Origin of the sequence: Mucilaginibacter sp. (genome assembly GCF_965225845.1) — a bacterium.
Taxonomy (GTDB): domain Bacteria; phylum Bacteroidota; class Bacteroidia; order Sphingobacteriales; family Sphingobacteriaceae; genus Mucilaginibacter.
The window spans coordinates 193,922-215,130 of record NZ_CBDDBL010000001.1; the positions used below are offsets into that span (position 1 = coordinate 193,922).

General features: G+C 40.1%; 22 protein-coding genes. 14 read left to right on the forward strand and 8 right to left on the reverse strand.

Translation table 11 applies throughout. From position 1 onward, the window contains the following. Nucleotides 1–154 precede the first annotated feature (154 nt). The 3 genes from ACYZ0U_RS00835 (at nucleotide 155) to ACYZ0U_RS00845 (ending at nucleotide 3,438) form a co-directional block, all read left to right on the forward strand. Nucleotides 155–787, forward strand: coding sequence for a hypothetical protein (locus ACYZ0U_RS00835; RefSeq protein ID WP_461448823.1), 633 nt, complete (start codon nucleotides 155–157; stop codon nucleotides 785–787). 202 nt (nucleotides 788–989) lie between these two features. Further along, nucleotides 990–2,882, forward strand: coding sequence for a DNA topoisomerase IV subunit B (locus ACYZ0U_RS00840; RefSeq protein WP_461448825.1), 1,893 nt, complete (start codon nucleotides 990–992; stop codon nucleotides 2,880–2,882). 64 nt (nucleotides 2,883–2,946) lie between these two features. Continuing rightward, entirely contained in the window at nucleotides 2,947–3,438 is a 492-nt protein-coding gene (locus ACYZ0U_RS00845; protein WP_461448827.1) for a cytidine deaminase family protein, read from the forward strand. Nucleotides 3,439–3,495: 57 nt separating this feature from the next. On the opposite strand, the gene ACYZ0U_RS00850 is transcribed toward ACYZ0U_RS00845, so the two are convergent. Continuing rightward, the gene (locus tag ACYZ0U_RS00850; protein WP_461448829.1) at nucleotides 3,496–5,955 is read right to left on the reverse strand and encodes an OstA-like protein; all 2,460 of its coding nucleotides are present in this window, start codon (nucleotides 5,953–5,955) and stop codon (nucleotides 3,496–3,498) included. 51 nt (nucleotides 5,956–6,006) lie between these two features. Here ACYZ0U_RS00850 and tilS point away from each other — a divergent pair, with 51 nt between their 5' ends. The 6 genes from tilS (at nucleotide 6,007) to ACYZ0U_RS00880 (ending at nucleotide 10,778) form a co-directional block, all read left to right on the forward strand. Then, on the forward strand, nucleotides 6,007–7,338 hold the full coding sequence (gene tilS / locus ACYZ0U_RS00855; protein ID WP_461448832.1) for a tRNA lysidine(34) synthetase TilS: 1,332 nt from the start codon (nucleotides 6,007–6,009) through the stop codon (nucleotides 7,336–7,338). Beyond that, on the forward strand, nucleotides 7,335–7,817 hold the full coding sequence (locus ACYZ0U_RS00860; RefSeq protein WP_461448834.1) for a hypothetical protein: 483 nt from the start codon (nucleotides 7,335–7,337) through the stop codon (nucleotides 7,815–7,817). Before tilS ends, ACYZ0U_RS00860 begins: the two co-directional genes overlap by 4 nt. An 87-nt stretch (nucleotides 7,818–7,904) precedes the next feature. Beyond that, nucleotides 7,905–8,162 (forward strand): helix-turn-helix domain-containing protein, encoded by a 258-nt coding sequence (locus tag ACYZ0U_RS00865; RefSeq protein ID WP_461448836.1) that lies wholly within the window; start codon nucleotides 7,905–7,907, stop codon nucleotides 8,160–8,162. A gap of 37 nt (nucleotides 8,163–8,199) precedes the next feature. Then, complete coding sequence (locus ACYZ0U_RS00870) at nucleotides 8,200–8,844, forward strand: HD domain-containing protein (RefSeq protein WP_461448838.1); 645 nt, start codon at nucleotides 8,200–8,202, stop codon at nucleotides 8,842–8,844. Between the two features lie 80 nt (nucleotides 8,845–8,924). Further along, the gene (locus tag ACYZ0U_RS00875; RefSeq protein WP_461448840.1) at nucleotides 8,925–9,335 is read left to right on the forward strand and encodes a Fur family transcriptional regulator; all 411 of its coding nucleotides are present in this window, start codon (nucleotides 8,925–8,927) and stop codon (nucleotides 9,333–9,335) included. A gap of 135 nt (nucleotides 9,336–9,470) precedes the next feature. Continuing rightward, a complete protein-coding gene (locus tag ACYZ0U_RS00880; RefSeq protein ID WP_461448842.1) occupies nucleotides 9,471–10,778 on the forward strand; it encodes a carbohydrate porin in 1,308 nt (435 codons plus the stop codon). Here the strand turns inward: ACYZ0U_RS00880 and ACYZ0U_RS00885 are convergent. Both ACYZ0U_RS00885 and ACYZ0U_RS00890 read right to left on the reverse strand, forming a co-directional pair. Further along, complete coding sequence (locus ACYZ0U_RS00885) at nucleotides 10,775–11,353, reverse strand: non-canonical purine NTP diphosphatase (RefSeq protein WP_461448844.1); 579 nt, start codon at nucleotides 11,351–11,353, stop codon at nucleotides 10,775–10,777. The two genes, ACYZ0U_RS00880 and ACYZ0U_RS00885, sit on opposite strands and share 4 nt — an antisense overlap. A gap of 29 nt (nucleotides 11,354–11,382) precedes the next feature. Beyond that, a complete protein-coding gene (locus tag ACYZ0U_RS00890) occupies nucleotides 11,383–11,922 on the reverse strand; it encodes a hypothetical protein (protein ID WP_461448846.1) in 540 nt (179 codons plus the stop codon). A gap of 167 nt (nucleotides 11,923–12,089) precedes the next feature. Here ACYZ0U_RS00890 and ACYZ0U_RS00895 point away from each other — a divergent pair, with 167 nt between their 5' ends. The 5 genes from ACYZ0U_RS00895 (at nucleotide 12,090) to ACYZ0U_RS00915 (ending at nucleotide 15,906) form a co-directional block, all read left to right on the forward strand. Next, nucleotides 12,090–13,511, forward strand: a complete 1,422-nt coding sequence (locus ACYZ0U_RS00895) for a peptidylprolyl isomerase (RefSeq protein ID WP_461448848.1) — start codon at nucleotides 12,090–12,092, stop codon at nucleotides 13,509–13,511. 2 nt (nucleotides 13,512–13,513) lie between these two features. Continuing rightward, nucleotides 13,514–14,476 carry an AAA family ATPase gene (locus ACYZ0U_RS00900; protein WP_461448850.1) on the forward strand — a complete coding sequence of 321 codons (963 nt, stop codon included), beginning with the start codon at nucleotides 13,514–13,516 and terminating at the stop codon, nucleotides 14,474–14,476. 70 nt (nucleotides 14,477–14,546) lie between these two features. Beyond that, nucleotides 14,547–14,834, forward strand: a complete 288-nt coding sequence (locus tag ACYZ0U_RS00905) for a hypothetical protein (protein WP_461448852.1) — start codon at nucleotides 14,547–14,549, stop codon at nucleotides 14,832–14,834. Beyond that, nucleotides 14,816–15,628, forward strand: a complete 813-nt coding sequence (locus ACYZ0U_RS00910; protein WP_461448854.1) for a hypothetical protein — start codon at nucleotides 14,816–14,818, stop codon at nucleotides 15,626–15,628. The genes ACYZ0U_RS00905 and ACYZ0U_RS00910 overlap by 19 nt, the downstream gene beginning before the upstream one ends. Nucleotides 15,629–15,672: 44 nt before the next feature. After that, nucleotides 15,673–15,906, forward strand: a complete 234-nt coding sequence (locus ACYZ0U_RS00915; RefSeq protein ID WP_461448856.1) for a hypothetical protein — start codon at nucleotides 15,673–15,675, stop codon at nucleotides 15,904–15,906. Nucleotides 15,907–15,967: 61 nt separating this feature from the next. On the opposite strand, the gene ACYZ0U_RS00920 is transcribed toward ACYZ0U_RS00915, so the two are convergent. The 5 genes from ACYZ0U_RS00920 to ACYZ0U_RS00940 form a co-directional block, all read right to left on the reverse strand. Beyond that, a complete protein-coding gene (locus ACYZ0U_RS00920; protein ID WP_461448858.1) occupies nucleotides 15,968–16,840 on the reverse strand; it encodes a nuclear transport factor 2 family protein in 873 nt (290 codons plus the stop codon). Between the two features lie 76 nt (nucleotides 16,841–16,916). Next, nucleotides 16,917–18,377 carry a cysteine--tRNA ligase gene (gene cysS / locus ACYZ0U_RS00925; RefSeq protein ID WP_461448860.1) on the reverse strand — a complete coding sequence of 487 codons (1,461 nt, stop codon included), beginning with the start codon at nucleotides 18,375–18,377 and terminating at the stop codon, nucleotides 16,917–16,919. A gap of 117 nt (nucleotides 18,378–18,494) precedes the next feature. Beyond that, nucleotides 18,495–19,607, reverse strand: coding sequence for an endonuclease/exonuclease/phosphatase family protein (locus tag ACYZ0U_RS00930; RefSeq protein ID WP_461448862.1), 1,113 nt, complete (start codon nucleotides 19,605–19,607; stop codon nucleotides 18,495–18,497). Continuing rightward, nucleotides 19,597–20,475 carry a rhomboid family intramembrane serine protease gene (locus ACYZ0U_RS00935; protein ID WP_461448864.1) on the reverse strand — a complete coding sequence of 293 codons (879 nt, stop codon included), beginning with the start codon at nucleotides 20,473–20,475 and terminating at the stop codon, nucleotides 19,597–19,599. Before ACYZ0U_RS00935 ends, ACYZ0U_RS00930 begins: the two co-directional genes overlap by 11 nt. An 18-nt stretch (nucleotides 20,476–20,493) precedes the next feature. After that, nucleotides 20,494–21,195, reverse strand: a complete 702-nt coding sequence (locus ACYZ0U_RS00940) for a rhomboid family intramembrane serine protease (protein ID WP_461448866.1) — start codon at nucleotides 21,193–21,195, stop codon at nucleotides 20,494–20,496. Nucleotides 21,196–21,209: the final 14 nt, after the last annotated feature.

Sequence of the window (21,209 nt, forward strand, 5' to 3'; positions counted from 1 at the left end):
ACATTAGTTTAGTATCCATGTTAATAATTTTTGTAACAATTCATTAGTTAAACATACAGCGTTTAATAATTAACATGAAATACATGTAAGTTGTCAAAATTAGATATACCTTAGTCTATTAAGTTTTTTGTTTTCCCTAAGAAATAAAACTATTGTGAAGCAATCTAAACTGGCATTACTTATAGCGATATTTTGTGCAATAATGTGTTGTTGTGCGCCGGTTGGTGTTGCCCAAAACAAAAAGCCTGTTATTAGTATGCAGCGTAAGAATTTCACTCTGCTATTAAAACAATCAAACCTGAAATTTACTTTTCCACCGGGTTTTCAGGAAGTAAAAGCGGTTAACGATGAAGATTTTTCTTTCGATTTCGCATTGCACGATCCTGATCATAATTGTGATATTTGGTTGATGGCGCGTTCGCAGAAACAAGACTGGCTGACGTATGAACACACACAAGCCGACCAAAGGAGCGAACTGGATAACCCGGATTCGTTATATATAGAACTCGGTGAAACCTATGCCAATGCCCTAACCGGCGACAATATTTACCAGGCGCGGGATATGCCGGCGGATGTTTTAGCGGAATACAATGCCGATGCAGGAAAATCATACTTGCTGAATTTACAGGATATGCCGGTTACGCAACATTATAAATATGCGCTGATCGTTTCCCTTGAAAAAAATCATGCAGGTACCTTAATTGCCGTTTTCTTCACGAATTATAAAGACCCTGATTTTTACAGCGACGTAAACAAGGTGAGCCATAGTTTTAAATTTGCTCCCTGATCAGGATTTTGTTAATAAGTTAGCACAATTGCATTCTACAATTAGCGTCAATATTTTATTTTTGTAGAACATGTTACCAAAATGTGTTTTACCCTTTTCCGCCGCAGGCGAAGAGAGGGTCGACAAGCGCAGCGATGTCGGGGGTGAGTCAAATCTACGGCTCTGCGTGCAATCTAAATACTAAATACTTGATACTAAAGATATGGCAGAAGTAAATTATGATGACGATAGCATCCGGTCGTTAGACTGGAAGGAGCATATCCGCCTGCGCCCGGGCATGTACATCGGCAAACTGGGTGATGGATCAGCTTATGATGATGGGGTTTACGTTTTGCTTAAGGAAATTGTAGATAACTCAATTGATGAGTTTGTAATGGGGTCGGGCCGTTCGATCGAGATAAATATGAGCGATCATAAGGTATCTGTTCGTGATTATGGCCGGGGTATCCCATTGGGTAAGGTGATCGATTGCGTATCCAAGATCAATACCGGTGGTAAATACGATAGCAAGGCTTTCCAAAAGTCAGTAGGCTTAAATGGTGTGGGTACAAAGGCGGTTAACGCACTATCTAATAACTTCATCGTACAATCTTACCGTGATGGAAGAACCAAAATCGCTGAATTTGCCAAAGGCGAGTTGATCCGTGATGAGGCGGAAAAAGAAACTTCTCAACGCAATGGCACGGCAATAAATTTCATCCCGGATGATACCATCTTCAGGCATTACCGCTTTATCCCGGAGTTTGTTGAGAACATGATTTGGAACTATGTGTTTTTGAATGCCGGGTTGACAATTAATTTTAACGGGCAGAAATATCTATCTGAACGCGGACTGTATGATCTGCTTAATAAAAATACCAACGTTGAAAATATCCGCTACCCGATAATTCACCTAAAAGGCGAGGATATCGAAATTGCCATGACCCACGGCCAGCAATATGGCGAGGAGTATTATTCGTTTGTAAACGGACAGCATACTACGCAGGGCGGTACACACCAGGCCGCATTCCGCGAGTCGGTGGTAAAAACCATCCGTGAATTTTATGATAAGGATTATGACGCATCGGATATCCGCGCATCCATCGTTGCTGCTATTGCAATTAAAGTTCAGGAGCCGGTATTCGAATCGCAGACTAAAACAAAGCTGGGTTCGCAAAATGTTGGTCCCGAGGGCCCATCTGTGCGTACTTTTATTGGCGACTTTGTAAAAAAGGAGCTTGATAATTACCTGCACAAAAATCCGGCAGTTGCCGATGCATTAAAGGCACGTATCCTGCAATCAGAGCGTGAGCGAAAAGATATTGCGGGAATTAAAAAACTGGCTAACGAGCGTGCTAAAAAAGCATCGTTACACAACCGTAAACTGCGTGATTGCAAGCTGCATTTTGAAGATAACCACGAGCGCAAACAGGATACAACCTTATTCATCACCGAAGGTGACTCTGCCAGCGGATCTATCACCAAATCGCGTGATGTAATGACTCAGGCAGTATTCAGCTTAAAAGGAAAGCCGCTTAACTGTTTCGGGCTGACTAAAAAAGTAGTATACGAGAACGAAGAGTTTAACTTACTACAGCACGCCTTAAATATTGAGGACGGACTGGATAACCTGCGTTACAACAATATTGTAATAGCTACCGATGCCGACGTTGACGGGATGCACATCCGCTTGCTGCTGATGACATTCTTCCTACAATTTTTCCCTGATTTGGTAAAGGCCGGACACGTATTCATCCTGCAAACGCCACTGTTCCGTGTACGTAATAAAAAGGAAACGATATACTGTTACAGCGACGAAGAACGCCGTAATGCCATAGCCAAATTAGGCAATAAGCCGGAAATAACCCGCTTTAAGGGTTTAGGTGAAATCTCACCTGAGGAATTCGGTTTGTTCATAGGTAAGGATATCCGCCTTGATCCGGTTATCCTGAAAGATGCCAACATCAAAGCACTATTGGAATACTTTATGGGCAAAAACACACCGGTACGCCAGCATCACATTGTAAATAACCTGCGTGTTGAAAAGGATGACGAAAGTATTAATCCTTTGGTGGCTGAAGATCTGGAAAGTGTTACTTTGGATGTAGCAGTGTAATTCATTTGCATTTTAATTAAAAAATTCTCTATCTTGTATCCCCCTCTTTTTCATGGGGATACAAATGATAAATCACGAACTAAAAATAGCTTTCGAAGAATATGATGCCATAACTGAGCTAAACCCGGCCGATGAGCATTTATGCCTGGAATCGGTTAAAGCATTAGTCAACTCACATTCGCCATATTCAAAATTCAGGGTTGGTGTGGCCATGCAGTTACAAAGCGGCAAAATAATCCATGCCAGCAACCAGGAGAATGTTGCTTACCCATCCGGCCTTTGCGCCGAACGTGTGGCTTTATTTTACTGGGGTGCAAATCATCCTGATGATCCCATAGAAACCATGGCCATCACAGCCCAAACTGATGAATTTTTAATCACTAAGCCCATAACCTCTTGTGGTTCATGCTTGCAGGTATTGGCTGAGTATGAGAAAATGCAAAATCAGCAGATCAATATTATTCTTTATTGCCAGCAAGGGCCAATCTGGAAGATGAAAGGCATACACAACCAATTGCCCTTTTTGTTTTTTGAAGATAGATTGATAACGCAGTAAGGACCACTTTATTGACGCAGACAAAGAGGCCAACATACGCCCTTATGGCAAGTTAAGTTAATTCGTCGTATTTTGTTTCGTTTTAATAGCAGGGCTATTAATTAAATTGCCTGTTTTGCTATTTGTAGAATCCTTTTTGGCGCCTGCCGGCAATGCTTTTAATATTTGCTGTTTTAAAGTACTATCCTGCTTAGCTGGCTGCCCCGGGGTCAACTTTTTAAATAAACTGTCTGCACCGGATTTTACACCCGGTAAGTTTTTAACGTTACTCTCTTTCCCAGAAAACATTTTCTTAGGCCGCGGCATAATAACATGCTTATTGGTACTGGTATCATGCGACTTTCCATACGACGGCAATACGGATTCTTTGGTTGCCGGTCGATTTTTGGGTTTCCAGATAAAACCATCTAATATTTTCTCGTCCTCTTTAACTTTTTCTATTGGTATATACCGGTGATCGGGTTTGGTTAAAAATGCCAGATCGGTAACTTCATTGTTTTTCAAATAAAGTCGTAAACGGCTGCTTGATGACCGTTGCATATCGGTAACCAAACGAGTAGCACTATCGCGCACAAAATAAATACACTCCACATTGCCATCAAAGTAAACCCTGTGCAGTTTATTCTCCTTAAAAAAACCACGCATCCTTTTACCTCGCACCTGGTTAAAATGCGTAGAATCATATTTTTCTACATTTACAATAAACGCATTAGGGTACATGTCCATCTTATCCAGCTTTTTATTCTTCATGATGAGGTTGATAGTATCACCGGATAACTGCGACCCCTGCGTCCATATCATAGGTTTGGTATAACATCGGATAGTAGAATCACTGTTGCTGTAAAACATCGAGTCTGCTACAGCCTGCAAATCCGATTTAAATATTTTAGCCTTATGAAATGCATACAATATCCTTATACGGGCAGTATCCTTCAGCACGATCTTTCGGTCTAAAAATGTTGAATCCGGTTTAATTACTTTTTTACTTTTCGGCGCCAACAGATCTTTTTTGGGTTTAGCCTTTGCTATCATCTTGGGTTTTGGCGGCCCAAAGTAATCACGGTGCCAAAAGCTGGTATCCTTAGCCATTTTAGGTGCATTGATGGTTAAAAACTTGGGGGCAACTTTATAAACAATGGAGGGCTTTTTTGTGGTATCCTTAATGTGTGATAAACGTTCCTGTTCCTGCAATATATTTAGTTCCTTAAAAGTCAATATCCGTGTTTCTATGGTATCAGCCGACATATATACCGAGTCTTTTTTTACACCTGCATCTTTAGGCATTACCGGTGGCTTAGTGCTTACAATTTCATTCGTATCCAGCTTGCCTTTTTGCAGCCCTTTTATACTTTGCTTTATTTTATCTTGCTCGTTTTTATTTATTTTTTTGCTTTGTGCAGACAATATCTTACTAGCCGAATCAACACTCATCTTCGCTGGCATCTTTTTGCTGAAAGAATCAATCACCGGCATTGTGAGTTTCTTGCTTACAGAATCAATCAAAGGTTTATTTTGTATTGCCAGTTTAGTAACGTCTGCCTTGGTTTTGTTATCAACTAATTGTTTTTTACTTTTTTTGATGATAACAGGCGGTGTAACTTTCGCTGTATCTTGTTTCTGTTTGGTTGAATCGGAGTTTTCGGTCACTAAAATAACATATGGGTCGCGAGTAACAATTGCCAGGTCGTTGGCTTTAAAATAAGTACCCAAGCCACCTTTAATAGTTATTTTTTGCTCGTTATCATTAAACGTAACATGTTTTACAGAGCGGCCATAACCTTTTAAACGGTCATAAAAAAGCGTATCGCCTATTAATGATTTTGTACCCTGCTTATATAAATTATTTTTATTGAACAAGGCCTGTTCCGTAACAGTATTGTAGGTTCCATTGTCCGTTAGCAGGGTATCTTTATCCTTTGTGCCGTAAATCCTGGTAGGGCCGTAAAAATAATTGATACGCGTTTTGGAATTATAACGCATCGTATCGGTGTAAATGAGCGCATCGTTAGTTGTACCAACCACATTGTATCTAAAGTAAGCATCGTGCGTACCTGCAAAGTAATAACCATTCTGGCTTACCAGGGTATTGGTTTTACTAACCAGTTTACCTCCGTTTGTATAAGTCCCAATCCGCGTTGCGGTATTGTAATTGAAAAAGTTGGTGGTTAAGGTTGCTTCCTTGTCAACCATTTTTACATTATCAGTAAGAATAGCCACCTTGGTATTACCGTTATAATTCAGCTTATCGGAGTAAATGTTTAACGTGTCGCCCTGGTTAATTTCCACATGGCCAAAAGCGTCAAAAGCGTTGGCGCTTTGGTAAAAATAGGCGCTGTCGGATTTCATGCGCGTGCGGTCCTGGTTCCAAACACCGTTATACACCTTAATCACATCCATGCCATTTATTTTAACGCCCTGGCTTTTGGTGGATGATATCAGGTTTACCTTGGATGTTTTTTGGGCAATAGCAGTGCCCGTAACCAGCAGTAATAAAAAAATTATAACGTATTTACTCACAATGGCAAAATTAGTTTTTTGTTGGGGTTATTAAATTAATAATTTTGATGAATGCTGCCCCTTAAACAATTTACAGATTTTATTGAACAAAACAAGCTGTTCACCCCCGGCGGTAAAGTGGTTGCCGCGGTTAGTGGCGGCATGGATTCAGTATTAATGGCTCATTTATTAAAAGGTTCAGGGTATAATTTTAGCATTGCTCATTGTAATTTCCAGTTGCGCGGCGATGAAGCCATTGCTGACCAGGAATTTTGTAAAAACCTGGCTCAACAACTCGATGTGGAATACCACACCATCGAGTTTGACACACATACCTACGCTGCCGAAAACAAGATCTCCATCCAGATGGCGGCGCGTGAATTGCGTTACCAGTGGTTTCAACAAATTAAGCAACAGCATGGTTATGATGTAATTGCACTCGCGCATCATCAAAACGATACGATCGAGACAATATTGTTAAACCTTACCCGCGGCACTGGAATTGCGGGCTTGCATGGCATCCTGCCCAAAAATGGCGACCTGGTTCGTCCGTTATTGTTCCTGAAACGGGATGACATCCAGCGCATTATCGCCAAAAATGATATCGGCTTTGTTGAAGACAGCTCCAACACTTCTACCAAATACGCACGTAATAAGATCAGGCATGAGGTTATTCCGCGCTTAAAGGAATTGAACCCATCGCTCGAAAAAACTTTCGAGAACAACCTGCAGCATTTCCGGGAATTGGAGATCTTATTGGAAATGCGCGTGGCTGAATTAAAAAAGGATGCATTTATTGAAAAGAATGGCGAAATATACATCGCATTATCTGCCATAAAAACTCTCCACCCAAAAAGATTACTGCTTTTCGGGTTGCTGCAACCATACGGGTTTAACGAAACTACTATTGATAATTTGATCGCTGCGCTCGATAAACATTCAGGGCGGGTTTTTGAAAGCTTGGATCATAAATTAATCCTTGACAGGGACAGAATCATCCTCATTAAAAAAAAAAATAATCCGGTTGCGGTGCGCATCAATCCGAATGACCGTGAGGTTAACTACCATAATTACAAGGTGACTTTATTGCATGATGATAGCCCGCTTATTGTAAAGGACAATCCCTTGGCGGTTAGCATTGATGCTGAACTATTAATTTATCCTTTGATCATCCGCCGTTGGCAGCAAAGCGATTTTTTTTACCCGCTGGGGATGAAGACCCGCAAAAAGCTGAGCGATCTTTTTGTTGATCAAAAAATCCCGGTTCATCAAAAGAGCCAGGTACCTTTATTGGTAAATGGCAATGGCGAGATCATATGGGTGGCAGGTTACCGCAGCAGCGAACGTTACAAAGTGAGTAAAAACACTAAAAAAGTTACTATATTCGAATTAATTAAAACATGAGCGATAAACCCGTTTTTATTGAAAAGCAATACCTCGGCAGGGAGTTTATCCCTATCACCATTCGTTTGGTAATGGCGATGTTTTGCTTCGCGGCCTATTTTTTTACCGATCAGCGCTCTAATGACCTGTTAGTTGTGGTTGGCTTTGCCATATTGGTGATCTCCATCATCATGGGTTTCCTGCTGCATTTCCGTACCCGGGTAATCAATAAAAGTATTTTGCTGGATGGTTTATGGACCACTCGCCTGGTAAAGATCGACTTGAACAGCATCGTAAAAGCCGAAAAGGGCGAATACAGTCGCTATTTATTTAACAACCCGGTTTATAACCTGCATACCAAAGGCACCATCCGTTTTTATACGGGTGGTAAGGAAGCGGTTCACCTTACCGATCGCGATGGCTTATTGTATATCATTGGCTCACAGCACACCAATGAGTTTTTACGCGCCATACAGGCCGAAATGAAAGCCCGCGTGTAATAAATTAATTACGTATCATTTTTTTAATATTACTCCAAAACCGTTTAAACATCCATATCGTAAATTCTAATAACAATTGTAGTATTTATGACAGAGGGACTAAATTTTAAGATAAGAGCTATCGCGGCCAATATCAGGAACAAACGCGAATACCGTAACTACACGCAGGAATACCTGGCGGCAAAGCTGGACATTTCGCAAAATGCCTACAGCAAAATCGAGCTTGGTTATACTAAAATAACTGTTGAACGCCTTTTTCAAATAGCCGAAGTATTAGCTTTTGAAGTTAGCGAGTTGATTGATGTTAAACCCTCAGGGGTAAGCCATCTTGCTAAAGTAAGTTAGCATAAACAATAATATCTTTGCAGATATTGTTGAATTTATGACTGACCAGCAAATTATTGACGAAACCATTTCTTTTATACGTACCACCCTTGCCAACGCCGAGGGCGGGCACGATTGGTGGCACATTAACCGCGTACATACAAACGCAAAGCATATAGCCGCAACCGAGGATTGCGACATTCTTACCGTTGAACTTGCAGCATTGCTGCATGATATTGCCGACAGCAAATTCCATAATGGTGATGAAGAGATGGGGCCTCGCATCGCAGGCGACTTTTTGCGTATGCTGAATATTGATGAGGATATCATTACACATGTTCAGCAGATCATCAGGCATATTTCCTTTAAATCTGGTTTTGATAAAGTAAGTTTCCAATCGCCTGAACTTTTTATTGTGCAGGATGCCGACCGACTGGATGCCATCGGCGCAATTGGCATTGCCCGTGCATTTAGCTATGGTGGCTTTAAGGGCCGGGAGATTTACAACCCGGAGATCGCCCCAAACCTGAACATGACCAAGGAAGAGTATAAAAACACCACGGCGCCAACGCTCAACCATTTTTATGAGAAGCTGCTGCTGCTAAAAGATAAAATGAATACCGCCACCGGCAAAAAAATCGCCGAACAACGCCATGCGTTTATGTTGATTTATTTGGAGCAGTTTTATATGGAATGTAAATAAATTGTAAAGCGGTAATAATGTGTTAATATGCAAGCCTTACTTTTGCAGTATATTGTTAACCCGTCAATTAGTTTTTTTATATGACTGTTGAACAAAGGCTTACCGAAAAAAAAGTACAACCAACTGCCATGCGCATTCTGGTGCTGAGTTCGCTATTGAAGCAAAATTCGGCGGTGAGCCTGAGTGATATCGAAAAATGTCTTGACCCCGCAGATCGGGTTACCATCTACCGTACCCTGAAAACATTTGAAGGCAAAGGATTAGTGCACTTGGTTGATGATGGCTCGGGTTTACATAAATACGCTTTGTGTTTGGAGGATTGCGATGCCAACCAGCACCACGATTTGCATGTGCATTTTAACTGTATTGTATGCAAAGAGACATTTTGCCTGCCCAACACAAAAATACCTGAAGTTGCATTGCCCGATAACTTTATCCAAACCGAAATGAATTTGGTAGTAAAAGGCATATGCAGCAAATGCAAAAATTAATGCAATTGCATTGCATTGGTTAATGGCGTTCCTTTGTAATTTAAATTGAGTCTCTCTAAAAAGAGACTGTAACAATCCTTTAATGGCAAACTGTTTAGCCGTTATTGAATTAAAGGATTAGCTTAACCACGCTTTATGAAGATAATTTTTACTGCACTATTTTGTATAATATTTTTTACAGGTGCTTTTGCACAGGATACTGTTAAACAGCAATGGTATAGCCTGCATTTTCAGGAAACAACCATTACGCAGGATAAACCGCCTTTTAACGCGTCTTATTCAGGCAAAAACAGTTTATCAACTTTAGGCGAAACACAAACATCTATCACAAGCACCTTATTTAGTGATGCGCGGTTATGGAAAGGAGCAGACGTTGTATTTGACCCGGAATTATCCGGCGGCAGCGGCCTAAGCCATACCGAGGGTGTCGCGGCCTTCCCGAATGGAGAAACTTTTAGAGTAGGCAGCACAGCACCCGCCATATATATTGCACGTCTTTACTTGCGCCAAACATTTGAGTGGGGAAAAGAGAAGGACACAGTTACCGACGACCAAAACCAGATAGCAGGCCTTAAAAGCAAGCGCTATTTTACCATAGCCGGCGGTAAATATGGATTGGCTGATTTTTTTGATGGCAATAATTTTAGTCATGACCCGCGCATGCAGTTTATGAACTGGGCGCTGATGGATAATGGCGCTTATGACTACGCTGCCAACACCCGCGGTTATGTACTGGGCTTATTCACCGAACTGGGCCAGCCCGACTGGACCTTGCGATTTTCACTCACCATGGTTACCACTACGGCAAATGGAGCAGTTTGGGATACCAAAGTACTTAAAGCTAACACACAAAATATTGAGTATGAAAGGCGCTATACCATAGGCGGCCAAAAGGGTACCGTGCGTGTGTTAGGGTATTTAAACAATGGCAAGTTTGGCAATTATGAGGCCGCCATCGCTCAAAACCCCAAAGCGCCAAATGTAGATTCGACGCAGGCTTATGGCAGACATAAGGTAGGGTTTGGCATCAGTGCCGATCAAAGTATTACCAGTGATTTAGGTGTATTTGCCAAAGCAAGCTATAACGACGGCCATACAGAAACCTGGTTCTTTACCGAGATAGACCGCTCTGTAAGTTTTGGCGCTGTTTTAAAAGGCACATCATGGAAACGCCCGGATGATGAGATAGCCCTGGCGTTTATTGGTGATGGTTTATCGTCAGAACATCGCCAATATTTAGCTGACGGTGGTTACGGTTTCATTATTGGTGATGGAAGGTTAAACTACGCCCCTGAAATGGTTGCTGAACTTTATTACAAGATCAACGCTTATCAAAAGAAATTGTGGCTATCCCCTGATTACCAATTTATTATGAACCCGGCTTATAATGCAAGTCGCGGGCCGGTAAGTGTGTTGGGATTCAGGATGCACGTAGAGTTTTAAACGGTAGCCAAAAAATCTAAAAGCTTAGCCATCGCGATTGCGCGGTGGCTTATTTTGTTTTTATCAGCCATGCTCATTTCAGCAAAAGTTACGGTATAGCCATCCGGCTGAAAGATCGGATCGTAACCAAAACCGGCACTACCGCTCTGCTCATTGCGAATGGTGCCATTTACTACGCCCTCAAAAAAATGTTCCTCACCATCCCACAGCAGCGATATTACCGTGCGGAAATTGGCTTTGCGGTTAGTCAATTCCTTTAATTGAGCCAACACTTTGTCAATATTAGCTTCATGGTTGCCATGTCCGCCCGCATATCGCGCGGAATAAACGCCCGGCGCACCGTTTAAGGCTTCAATCTCCAGTCCGCTATCATCGCCAAAACAGTTTACGTGGTATTTATCATAAATAAACCAGCTTTTTAACGAAGCGTTCTCTTTAAAGGTGGTGCCGGTTTCGGCAATATCCTCCAGGCAGCCAATATCATTCAGGCTTAGCAGTTTTATTTTACCCTTTATTTTGTCGGATACTTCCTCCAGCTTATGGGCATTGTTGGTGGCGAAAACTAATTGCTTCATGGGAAAGATTTAAGAGTCAGGAATCAAAATTATAAAATCTTCATCTGCTCCCAGAAGATCTTTTTATAATCGTTGCTGTCCATCATCTCATCAAAGCTAAAAGTAAATAACGCTTTGTAGTTGCCATTTATTTGCTGTTCGTTTAGCTTTAATGCAGGAATATAGGGCGGTAAAGCATTTTTGCCCATCAGCAATAATTTTTGCGGTTTGAAATAACTTATGATCATTTCATGGTCTGCACCCTCATGAGCGGCTAAATTAAGGATCGCTATATCTTCCTTTTCAAAGCCAAGCCGTTTTAGTGTATTTTGAAGGGCGGTCAGGTGCGATTCCTCCATAAAATCTATACCCGGATAGTGTACTGTTATTAAAAAGTTCTTTTTGTTGCCCCCTAAATAATTAAATTCCGGTTGTTTCGTTTGTACAGGTGTAACCGGTTGAGCTTCTTCTTGTTCAATAGCCTGTTCTGCTGGTTCTGCCTCAAAAGTATATGCAGCGCGGTCCTGGTTTAATAAAAATATATCGTCCTGCATGATAAAATGCAGGGCTGTTGGATTTTCGGTTTTCACTTTAACAAATTTTAACCAAAAGTAGTTAAACACTTTCAAGGTTTATGGGCATATTCGCATAATTATAGCCGGCTCAAATTTAAACCCGCCATAATTAATAAATTTTACCGAAATTTGAATTTTATACGCGGATACTTTCCGCATATTATTTAGCATCAGAAATATACATGAGAAAAATTGGGTTAGCCGTATTAGGGATATGTTTATCAATATCATTAGCTACAGCACAAAATAAAGACAGCCTGGCTATGGCAAATGCGCCAAGAAAAACGCTTGATAAAATAGCTGCTGTTGTAGGGAGCAATATAATTTTGCAATCAGATATCGAATTATCATATGCCAATTACCTGGCACAGGGCGGCGCGCCAAACCAGGATATTAAATGCCAGATTTTGCATGGTTTACTTGCACAAAAAATATTAGCACAACAAGCGATAATTGATAGTATTGAGGTTAAGGATGACGAGGTAGATAACGAAGTTGACCGCCGTATGCGTACCATGACCCAAAGAGCCGGCGGACAGGATAGATTAGAGCAGTTTTTAGGCCGCTCAGTTATACAATATAAGGATGAGATTCGGCCGGATATAAAAGAGGCGTTAGTGGCTGATAAAATGCGTGCTAAAATAACCGAAAAGTTAAATGTTACACCCGAAGAAGTTCAGGAGTATTACAATAAAATACCTAAAGACAGCTTGCCAACTTACAATAAAGAAGTTGAAGTTGGTGAAATTGTATTTCAGCCTAAATTAAATAAGGACGAAAAAGAGTTTTACCGCCAAAAAGCTGAAGGATTACGCGCCCGTGTAAAAAACGGAGAAGATTTTGGCACACTTGCCCGCTTATATTCTCAGGATCCGGGCTCAGCTCCTGATGGTGGTGACTTAGGTTTTGCTGATAGAAATAGCTATGTAAAAGAATTTGCAGCTTGGGCATTTAAACTAAAAGCCGGTGAAATTTCGCCGGTGTTTGAAACCGACTATGGTTTTCACTTTTTACAAGTTATTGAACGTCGTGGAGAACAGGTCCATGTTCGTCACATATTGGTAACCCCTGCAATTACCCAGGCTAGCCTTGATCGTACTAAAGCAAAAGCAGATAGTATTTATACGTTATTAAAGACTAACTCAAAAATTGATTTCTCGAGTGCTGCTGCTTATTATTCAGACGATAAGGACACCAAATATAATGGCGGTATGATGCTGAATGCCGAAGATGTGCAAAACAGAAGCACCATTATCCCAAGCGATAAGCTCGACCCGCAAATTGCCCTTACAATTGATACCATGAAGGTTGGTGAAATCTCACAACCAAAATTATTTACAGATAATAGGGGCCAAAAAACATACAAAATATTGTATCTTAAATCGGTAACTGATGCGCACAAGGCAAACATGGCACAGGATTTTCCTAAATTAAAAGATGCTGCTTTTGCTGATAAAACCAATCGTACGGTAAGTGCCTGGTTTGAGAAAAGAAGAAAAGAAACTTATATCAGGATCGACCCTGAATTTAATATTTGTTCAAATTTACAAGGTTGGGCTACACCACCGGCAGCTACGCCTGTACAAGCAAACGTTACAAAATAACTATGCAGTACCAATCTGATGTTGAGGCCGCCGATGCGTTAAACAAAGCTTACAAACAATTACGTGCCGAAATAAGTAAAGTTATTGTTGGCCAGGATGAGGTTGTTAAATTTGTAATGATATCCATCTTCAGCAACGGGCATTGCCTGTTGGTAGGTGTCCCGGGATTAGCAAAAACCTTATTGGTTCAAACTGTATCTCGGGTGCTAGACCTGGACTTTAAACGCATACAGTTTACGCCCGACCTGATGCCTTCAGATATCATTGGTTCTGAAATTTTAGGTGAAGACAGGAACTTTAAATTTATACCCGGCCCGGTATTCTCCAATATCATACTGGCCGATGAAATAAACCGCACACCACCAAAAACACAGGCGGCTTTGTTAGAAGCTATGCAGGAGAAAGCGGTTACCGCCGCAGGTGTAACACATCAATTGGCAAAACCTTTTTTTGTACTGGCTACCCAAAACCCAATTGAACAGGAAGGAACTTATCCTTTACCGGAAGCCCAACTGGATAGGTTTATGTTTAACGTATCATTAGATTATCCCTCGTTTGCAGAGGAAATGCAGGTAGTTAAAAACACGACAGGCGGCAATAAAACCGAGGTAAATCATATTTTAAATGCCGAACAGATCATTTATTTCCAACAATTAGTGCGCAACATCCCGGTTGCTGATAACGTGATGGAATATGCTGTTAAACTGGTTGCTAAAACCCGCCCTACCGGCGAATTTGCTACCGCACAGATCAAACGTTTATTAAATTGGGGCGCTGGTCCGCGGGCATCACAATTTTTGATCCTGGGCGCTAAATGCCACGCTGTACTCAATGGCAAATACTCGCCGGATATTGAGGATGTACAAGCTATTGCCAAACCAATCCTTCGCCACCGCATTGTGCGTAGCTACAATGCCGAAGCCGATGGTTTATCTACCGATGATATTATCCAAAGCTTATTTTAATTAAAAATTAAAATAGCATCTTGCATTTCCGATTATTTAGTAATTTAGGTCAAATCTAAATCATCATAAGATGAGCAAAAAAGCCCTTATTGGTATTACTATCTTATTTTTTCAGTTTGCGCTGTTAAACCGGTCATCGGCCCAAAAAACAATTAAGCTTAAAGATGTTAAAAGTTTTACGCTGGTTACAAAGGGTGGTGGCTTAGACGGCAATTACAAGAAGCTTGAGGTAAGCTATGTACAAGGCGAATGGAAGTGCTATCAGCTATGGCAGTCGGGTTGTATAGTAAATGACCACGTTGATTCTTCGCAAAAACTCAAAAGATCATCCCGGCGACAATGCTCCAAGAACTTTTAAATCTTATATCAAAACCCGATACCGGTATTTTAATCGCCCCGTTTAATATTACAACCCAAGAATTAGCTCATACTATTGATACTATAACACTTGGATTAAAACTCGATCAACGAAAACAGGTCATAGATTCTTTACAGGATAAAGCTATTGTATATAATGCGCTTTATAAGGCAATGCACCCATTTATGATGGATGACGCAAATTATTATGGGATTTTAATAACAACCAAAAAAGGCATAAAAATAAAAGCTGAAGCCAATAGTTTTGCCGCTTTGTATGATCTTCCGTGTGTTATAAATAATGTAAAATGCTATAACCCTAATATTAGCCTAATTTATAGTTATATATGCGACAATAAGTTGTATCCCGCGCAAGAAAGAAAATGGTTGCTTTACAGGGTAGATAAAAATATCTTCCAGGATCATTTTATGACCCGTTTCAATTGGGAAGACCTTAAAAACGATAACCCAAGATCATACACTATTATAAAAGACACCTTTTACCCCGTTAAGTTCCGTATGTATAAAGGTGCCTCTTATGTTTATTTCAGATCGAAAAAACTTCCGCACTACGTACAAATAAGCACCTCCTTTTACAATACCGACACGCTTGAATTTAAGAGGTTAAAAATATATGAAGATACCTTAACCAAGATCTTTGCTCATAGTAACTTTTTATTAAGGTATATGGATACAAGAGCTGATGCACAAATGATACTATCGCCTGTTAGTCAAGTTTTTATGAAGAGATACTATCATAGTATTAAAAAATACTATGCTCAGGCAGATAGTTAAAGTTTGAGAAAGCTCAATTCATAAAAATAATCGGCGCCAAGGACATGGAATCAAGCTGGATATTATTACCTGATAATAAGTTGATATTGATGCAATTCAACAAGATCATAGACAGTGCAACTAACAAACCTAAATTTATGAATATACCAAGTGATATTTTAGGTCTAAATGTTTATCCCGGAGGTACGCTAAGGCATGTTTGCATCGTATTTGATACAAATGGAGCTGTGTTACAGAACACACCTTATGCTAATATATTTATTTATAATGCTTTATGAACCGGATATCAGCAGGAGCTTCGATCTATAACAAAGCTCTTGCTAATCTTTGATCATAAAATTAATCATTCTCCACTGCCGAGAAAATCTCCAGCAGGATATTCCATTTGTGGTCATTATCAATTTCCCAAATACGTACATAGTTATAATTGCTAACTACCTGGCCTTTGGTTATACGTGCAGTGCCGTAGCTATATGCTAAATCATTACTTGTTGAGCGGCCCGCATCTACTGTTTCAGCCGTAATACCAATAGCTTCGTTATCAACAAATTTCATTATCTTATCCTTACCTATGATAGGCTCAAAACCAGGAAAATAATAACGCCCTTCAGGGCTCAAAAACTCCTTATAGCTGGCTAAAGTTGATATTGATAACGAGTGATTAAAAATTTTATCAGTAGCTAATATTACACTTTTACCGTTGAATGGGTCTTTACTTGGGGCAATTAGCTTAGATGAGTCCGGCTCTTTAAAATCAACAATTGCTTCTTGCTCTGGCTCCGGGTGTTGTATGCCCAAATCCATCAGTAATTTAAGTTTATTGTTTTCATCTGTACGCCAAATGGATACATAGTCGCCATACACTTTATCATCATCTGTTTTACCATTTTGATAAACATATGGGCCCGCAGTAAAGGCAAGATCGCCGTTTGCTGAAATACGTGCAAATTTAGGGTTCCATGATAATGTCCCGGGCTGCTTATCTATATTGCTATAAAAATCAACTATTTTAACCGGTTGTGGTTTAAATACAATCCCCTCAATATCAGCAACTTCTAAGAATGCGGATTTAATCCCCTTGCGGGCAACAAGTTTATTAAAATCGTCTTCGGCCTTAATAACTTTATCTACATGCGCCAGATCTGGCTTTTGTGCATGGGCTAAACTAACAAAACAACTTAAAATAATAACTGCTGAAAATATTTTTTTCATAGAATAATAATTGTGTGAGGGAGGGTGTGTTGATTAATTTATAAGGCCTGACAGACCGAATAATTCTTATAATGTTTTAAATTTTAGTCCAGTTAGTTCCTTCTTTGGTATCTTTTAATTGAAAGCCTATCTTCTGTAAACCATTCCTAATTTTGTCAGATGTTGCATAATCTTTGCTTTCCTTAGCTTCATTACGCAAATCAACTATAAAGCTTAAAACCTGTGGTAAATCATCATTTGCGGCTTGTTCATCTTTCAACCCCAAAACATCAACGACAAAATTTTGCATCAATTGTTTTAACCGATCAAGATTTTCTGTATCAATTTTAAGTTTACCATCATAAACCGAATTGATAATTCTTGAAGCTTCAAACAGTTCGGCAATTAATACCGGGCTGTTAAAGTCATCGTTCATAGCTTCATAACAACGGTTAGAAAGCGATTTTATTTCAACCTCGGTTGTTAAAGATGTTTTTAACTCGTTTAGCAATCCAAACGAATTCATTAAACGCTTAAAGCCCTTCTCTGATGCTTCCATAGCATCGTTGCTAAAATCGAGCGTGCTGCGGTAATTGGCCTGCAGCATAAAAAAACGTACCGTCATCGGGCTATAAGCCTTATTCAATATCGAATTTTTACCGGTGAATAGTTCATATGGCAAAAAGCTGTTTCCTAACGATTTCGACATTTTTTGCCCGTTAACTGTAAGCATATTGGTATGGATCCAGTAATTAGCCGGAATTTTACCGCAAGCTGCAATATTTTGCGCTATCTCGTTGGTATGATGCGTAGGGGCAAGATCTATCCCGCCGCCATGTATATCAAATTGCTCGCCCAGGTATTTATCACTCATCGCAGAGCACTCCAAATGCCAACCCGGGAAACCGATGCTCCAGGGGGAAGGCCATTTCATTAAATGCTCCGGCTTGGCTTTAATCCAAAGCGCGAAATCAAGCTTCCCTTTTTTATCCTCCTGCCCGCCTAAGCTGCGTGTGTTATTTAGCAGGTCATCTAAATTACGGCCGTTCAGCATGCCATAATCGTGGCTGGCATTGTATTTTTCTACGTCAAAATACACCGACCCATCAACCTCGTAAGCATAACCTTTTTCCAGGATGGTTTTCACCAGCTCTATCTGCTCAATAATATGCCCGGTTGCAGTAGGCTCAATGCTTGGTGGCAAAATATTCAGGGCGCGCATCACATCATGAAAACCAACGGTGTATTTCTGTACAATTTCCATTGGTTCCAGCTTGGCCAGTTTTGCTTTTTTTGAGATCTTGTCCTCGCCCTCATCCGCATCGCCCTCCAAATGGCCCGCATCAGTAATATTGCGTACATAACGTACCTTATAACCCAGGTGGGTAAGGTACCTGAAAATAAGATCAAATGATATATAGGTACGACAATTACCCAAATGCGCGTCACTATAAACAGTAGGACCACACACGTACATGCCGACATGCGGCGCATCAAGCGCTTTAAATTCTTCTTTTTTGCGTGTTAAAGTGTTGTAAACAAACAAATTTTGTTTCATATCGGCAAACTTACAATTTTGAGTATAGAATCAAGAACCAGGAGTCAAGATTTAAGACAATGAATATTCTTAAAAATGTCACTTTTTATGTTAATTCCGGACGCTTAATTCTTGAATCTATTTCAAAACGACATCACTTACAACAGGATAATGATCCGATAAGCGCTTTTCAATAATATCATAGGTGAGTACATCCAAGCCGGGGCTTGCCAAAATGTAATCTATCTGAAAATTCGGAAAATCGCCATTATATGTTCTGCCAAATCCGGAACCTTTTTCACAGAACGCGTTTTTTAGCCCCTTACTCATTTCATTTACCGCGAACGAGCTTGGGGTATCATTAAAATCTCCTGAAATAATATACGGATAAGGGCACGCATCGGCGCTTTGCTTTACCTTAAGTACCTGGGCTGCGCGTTTTACAAATGCTATTTTCAATTTAGCAGCCAATCTTTTTGTGCCATGCATATCGGTTTTCCCCCGCGAAATACCCTTCAGATAAGTATAATCTTCAGATTCAAAATGTGTTGATTCCAAATGGACACTATACATACGAAAAACCCGGTCATCTTTTTTCACATCGATGTATAAGCATTGGTTCTCACTGGTATAGTCATCAGAAAGCATGATCAATCCCCTGCCTATAATAGGATATTTAGAAAAAATAGCTATACCAATTGAATCAATCGTATTATTTTGAAAACCAATAAAGTAATAGTTTTCTGTTTTTAAGACTTTCCTGATTGCACTAACCATCCGGTATGAATACCTTCGGCTGGAATAAAACTCCTGGAAACCGACCACGTCGGGGTTTTGCTGTTTTACAATATCCAGCATACTATTACGTGTATCGGTATCATTTGCTGAACCGTAAAGTTTAAAGCTATGCACGTTGTAGGTCATGATGCGGATAGCATTTGGGCTTTTTATAACGCCTGGCTTGTTTGCCCTTCTCAACCCTATGTTTTTGTTAAGCATGCCCCATCCAATGAGTATTACACTAATGGGTAGCAAAAACCATAAGCTTTTATTTAAAATCCATATAAAAGCAAATACCAGGTTAATCACCAATAAAATTGGATAAGCAAGGCCAAAAAACGCAAAAGACCAATGGTTTGCAGGGTTAATAACTGGGGCAAGATAGCTGAGTAGCATACTTGCGCATACTAAAATGTTTAACCCAAGAAAGAGCGTACCAAAAAATCCAAGCCCTCTTTGTTTAGTTATCATTTTTGCTGGCGCGGAAGAGCACTTCCTTTTCTTCCTTACTTAAGTTTTCGTAGCCTACTTTGGATATTTTATCGAGGATAAGATCAACATCTTCCTGGCGGGGTTTTAACGATGTGCGTTTACCGTTATTATTGCGGGCAACCACCTTTAACTTAGAAAGCCGTGGACCTGATTTAAACACGTTTGCAATGTTGGCAACCCAATCACTGCCTTTCTGTACACGTTTGATATAAATAAACCCAAATAGCATTCCGCCTAAATGCGCAATTTCTCCACCGGAATTTGGACCCGCGATACTTAAAAAATCGAATAACACATAAGCAATGGCTATCCATTTTAATTTAACCGGACCAAGGAAAATGATCGGGATAGAGTAGTCAGGCAATAAGGTTGCGGTTGCTACCACTATAGCCATTACACTTGCAGAGGCGCCAACGGCAGTACTGATCGGCAAAATCATTACAAATACCGGGAACAGGTTATAGCTAAGCACATAAAACAAAGCGCCCATTAATCCGCCTAATAAATAAACGCCTACAATTCGTTTATTACCTAAATACTCTTCAAATATCTGCCCAAACCAATATAACCAAAGCATGTTAAACAGAATATGGAAGATCCCGTCATGCATAAACATATAAGTCAGTGGTGTCCAAAAACGGATTGCCAACTTCGGTAAATAAGCGGGGATTGCTAAATACTCATTAGCTAATCCTAAAACGGTTTGCATAGAGCCGGTAAAAAGCCATGCAAAAACTGCCGGGACATTGATCAGCAAAAAAACAGCAACATTAATGGCGATAAGCAAGTTTAGTTTGCTATCGGATTTTAACACCCTTGATGTTATGCTTTGCCAGTTGTTACTCATATATTTTTAAACGCTGTTTTATCTAAAACTGTTTGTTTTGCCCAGCCCCCATATTTTTATCAGGATAAAGGCAATTAAAGCGCCACCCAAGTGGGCAAAGTGGGCAACATTATCGCCACCGAAACGGCCAACACCTAAAGTTAACTCAATTAATATATATACGGGAATAATGTATTTAGCTTTTATTGGAACCGGTATAAACATGATCATCAGTTCCATGTTTGGATACAACATACCAAAAGCGATCAGCACACCAAATATTGCGCCGGATGCTCCAAGTGTTGGTGATGAATAAATTTCTTTTATTTTACTAATTAAGCCTGCATCATCCGTCTGAAAAGTTGAGGGAAGAGTAAAATGACCAACCAAATGATAAACTTGTATCCCTTGAACTAGAAGCTGAATTAAGATGGCGCCAATACCACAGATAAAGTAAAGATTAAAGAATTTTTTCGACCCTATGCTGTATTCCACGATTGGCCCGAAAGAGAACAAGGCAAACATGTTAAAGAAAATATGCTCCCAGCCTGCATGCAGAAACATGTAGGTGATAATTTGCCAGGGTTTAAAAAATGGCGAATCGAAATAAAACGCCGCGAAGTGTATAATGATCCAATTATTCATGTTTTCATTAAACAATATGGATGGCAGGAAACACAGGACATTAATGATCAGCAGGTTTTTTACAACCGGTGACAGGTTACTAAAGGGGGATTGCATGTCAGTCTAAATAT

Bases quoted from the DNA above. Each gene is read 5' to 3' on its own strand.
- ACYZ0U_RS00910 (WP_461448854.1), top strand. From the start codon at position 14,816: ATGCTCCAAGAACTTTTAAATCTTATATCAAAACCCGATACCGGTATT.
- ACYZ0U_RS00895 (WP_461448848.1), top strand. From the start codon at position 12,090: ATGAGAAAAATTGGGTTAGCCGTATTAGGGATATGTTTATCAATATCA.
- cysS (WP_461448860.1), bottom strand. From the start codon at position 18,377: ATGAAACAAAATTTGTTTGTTTACAACACTTTAACACGCAAAAAAGAA.
- ACYZ0U_RS00915 (WP_461448856.1), top strand. From the start codon at position 15,673: ATGGAATCAAGCTGGATATTATTACCTGATAATAAGTTGATATTGATG.
- ACYZ0U_RS00870 (WP_461448838.1), top strand. From the start codon at position 8,200: ATGACTGACCAGCAAATTATTGACGAAACCATTTCTTTTATACGTACC.
- ACYZ0U_RS00920 (WP_461448858.1), bottom strand. From the start codon at position 16,840: ATGAAAAAAATATTTTCAGCAGTTATTATTTTAAGTTGTTTTGTTAGT.
- ACYZ0U_RS00865 (WP_461448836.1), top strand. From the start codon at position 7,905: ATGACAGAGGGACTAAATTTTAAGATAAGAGCTATCGCGGCCAATATC.
- ACYZ0U_RS00935 (WP_461448864.1), bottom strand. From the start codon at position 20,475: ATGAGTAACAACTGGCAAAGCATAACATCAAGGGTGTTAAAATCCGAT.
- ACYZ0U_RS00860 (WP_461448834.1), top strand. From the start codon at position 7,335: ATGAGCGATAAACCCGTTTTTATTGAAAAGCAATACCTCGGCAGGGAG.
- ACYZ0U_RS00840 (WP_461448825.1), top strand. From the start codon at position 990: ATGGCAGAAGTAAATTATGATGACGATAGCATCCGGTCGTTAGACTGG.
- ACYZ0U_RS00940 (WP_461448866.1), bottom strand. From the start codon at position 21,195: ATGCAATCCCCCTTTAGTAACCTGTCACCGGTTGTAAAAAACCTGCTG.
- tilS (WP_461448832.1), top strand. From the start codon at position 6,007: ATGCTGCCCCTTAAACAATTTACAGATTTTATTGAACAAAACAAGCTG.
- ACYZ0U_RS00905 (WP_461448852.1), top strand. From the start codon at position 14,547: ATGAGCAAAAAAGCCCTTATTGGTATTACTATCTTATTTTTTCAGTTT.
- ACYZ0U_RS00900 (WP_461448850.1), top strand. From the start codon at position 13,514: ATGCAGTACCAATCTGATGTTGAGGCCGCCGATGCGTTAAACAAAGCT.
- ACYZ0U_RS00880 (WP_461448842.1), top strand. From the start codon at position 9,471: ATGAAGATAATTTTTACTGCACTATTTTGTATAATATTTTTTACAGGT.
- ACYZ0U_RS00930 (WP_461448862.1), bottom strand. From the start codon at position 19,607: ATGATAACTAAACAAAGAGGGCTTGGATTTTTTGGTACGCTCTTTCTT.
- ACYZ0U_RS00875 (WP_461448840.1), top strand. From the start codon at position 8,925: ATGACTGTTGAACAAAGGCTTACCGAAAAAAAAGTACAACCAACTGCC.
- ACYZ0U_RS00885 (WP_461448844.1), bottom strand. From the start codon at position 11,353: ATGAAGCAATTAGTTTTCGCCACCAACAATGCCCATAAGCTGGAGGAA.
- ACYZ0U_RS00845 (WP_461448827.1), top strand. From the start codon at position 2,947: ATGATAAATCACGAACTAAAAATAGCTTTCGAAGAATATGATGCCATA.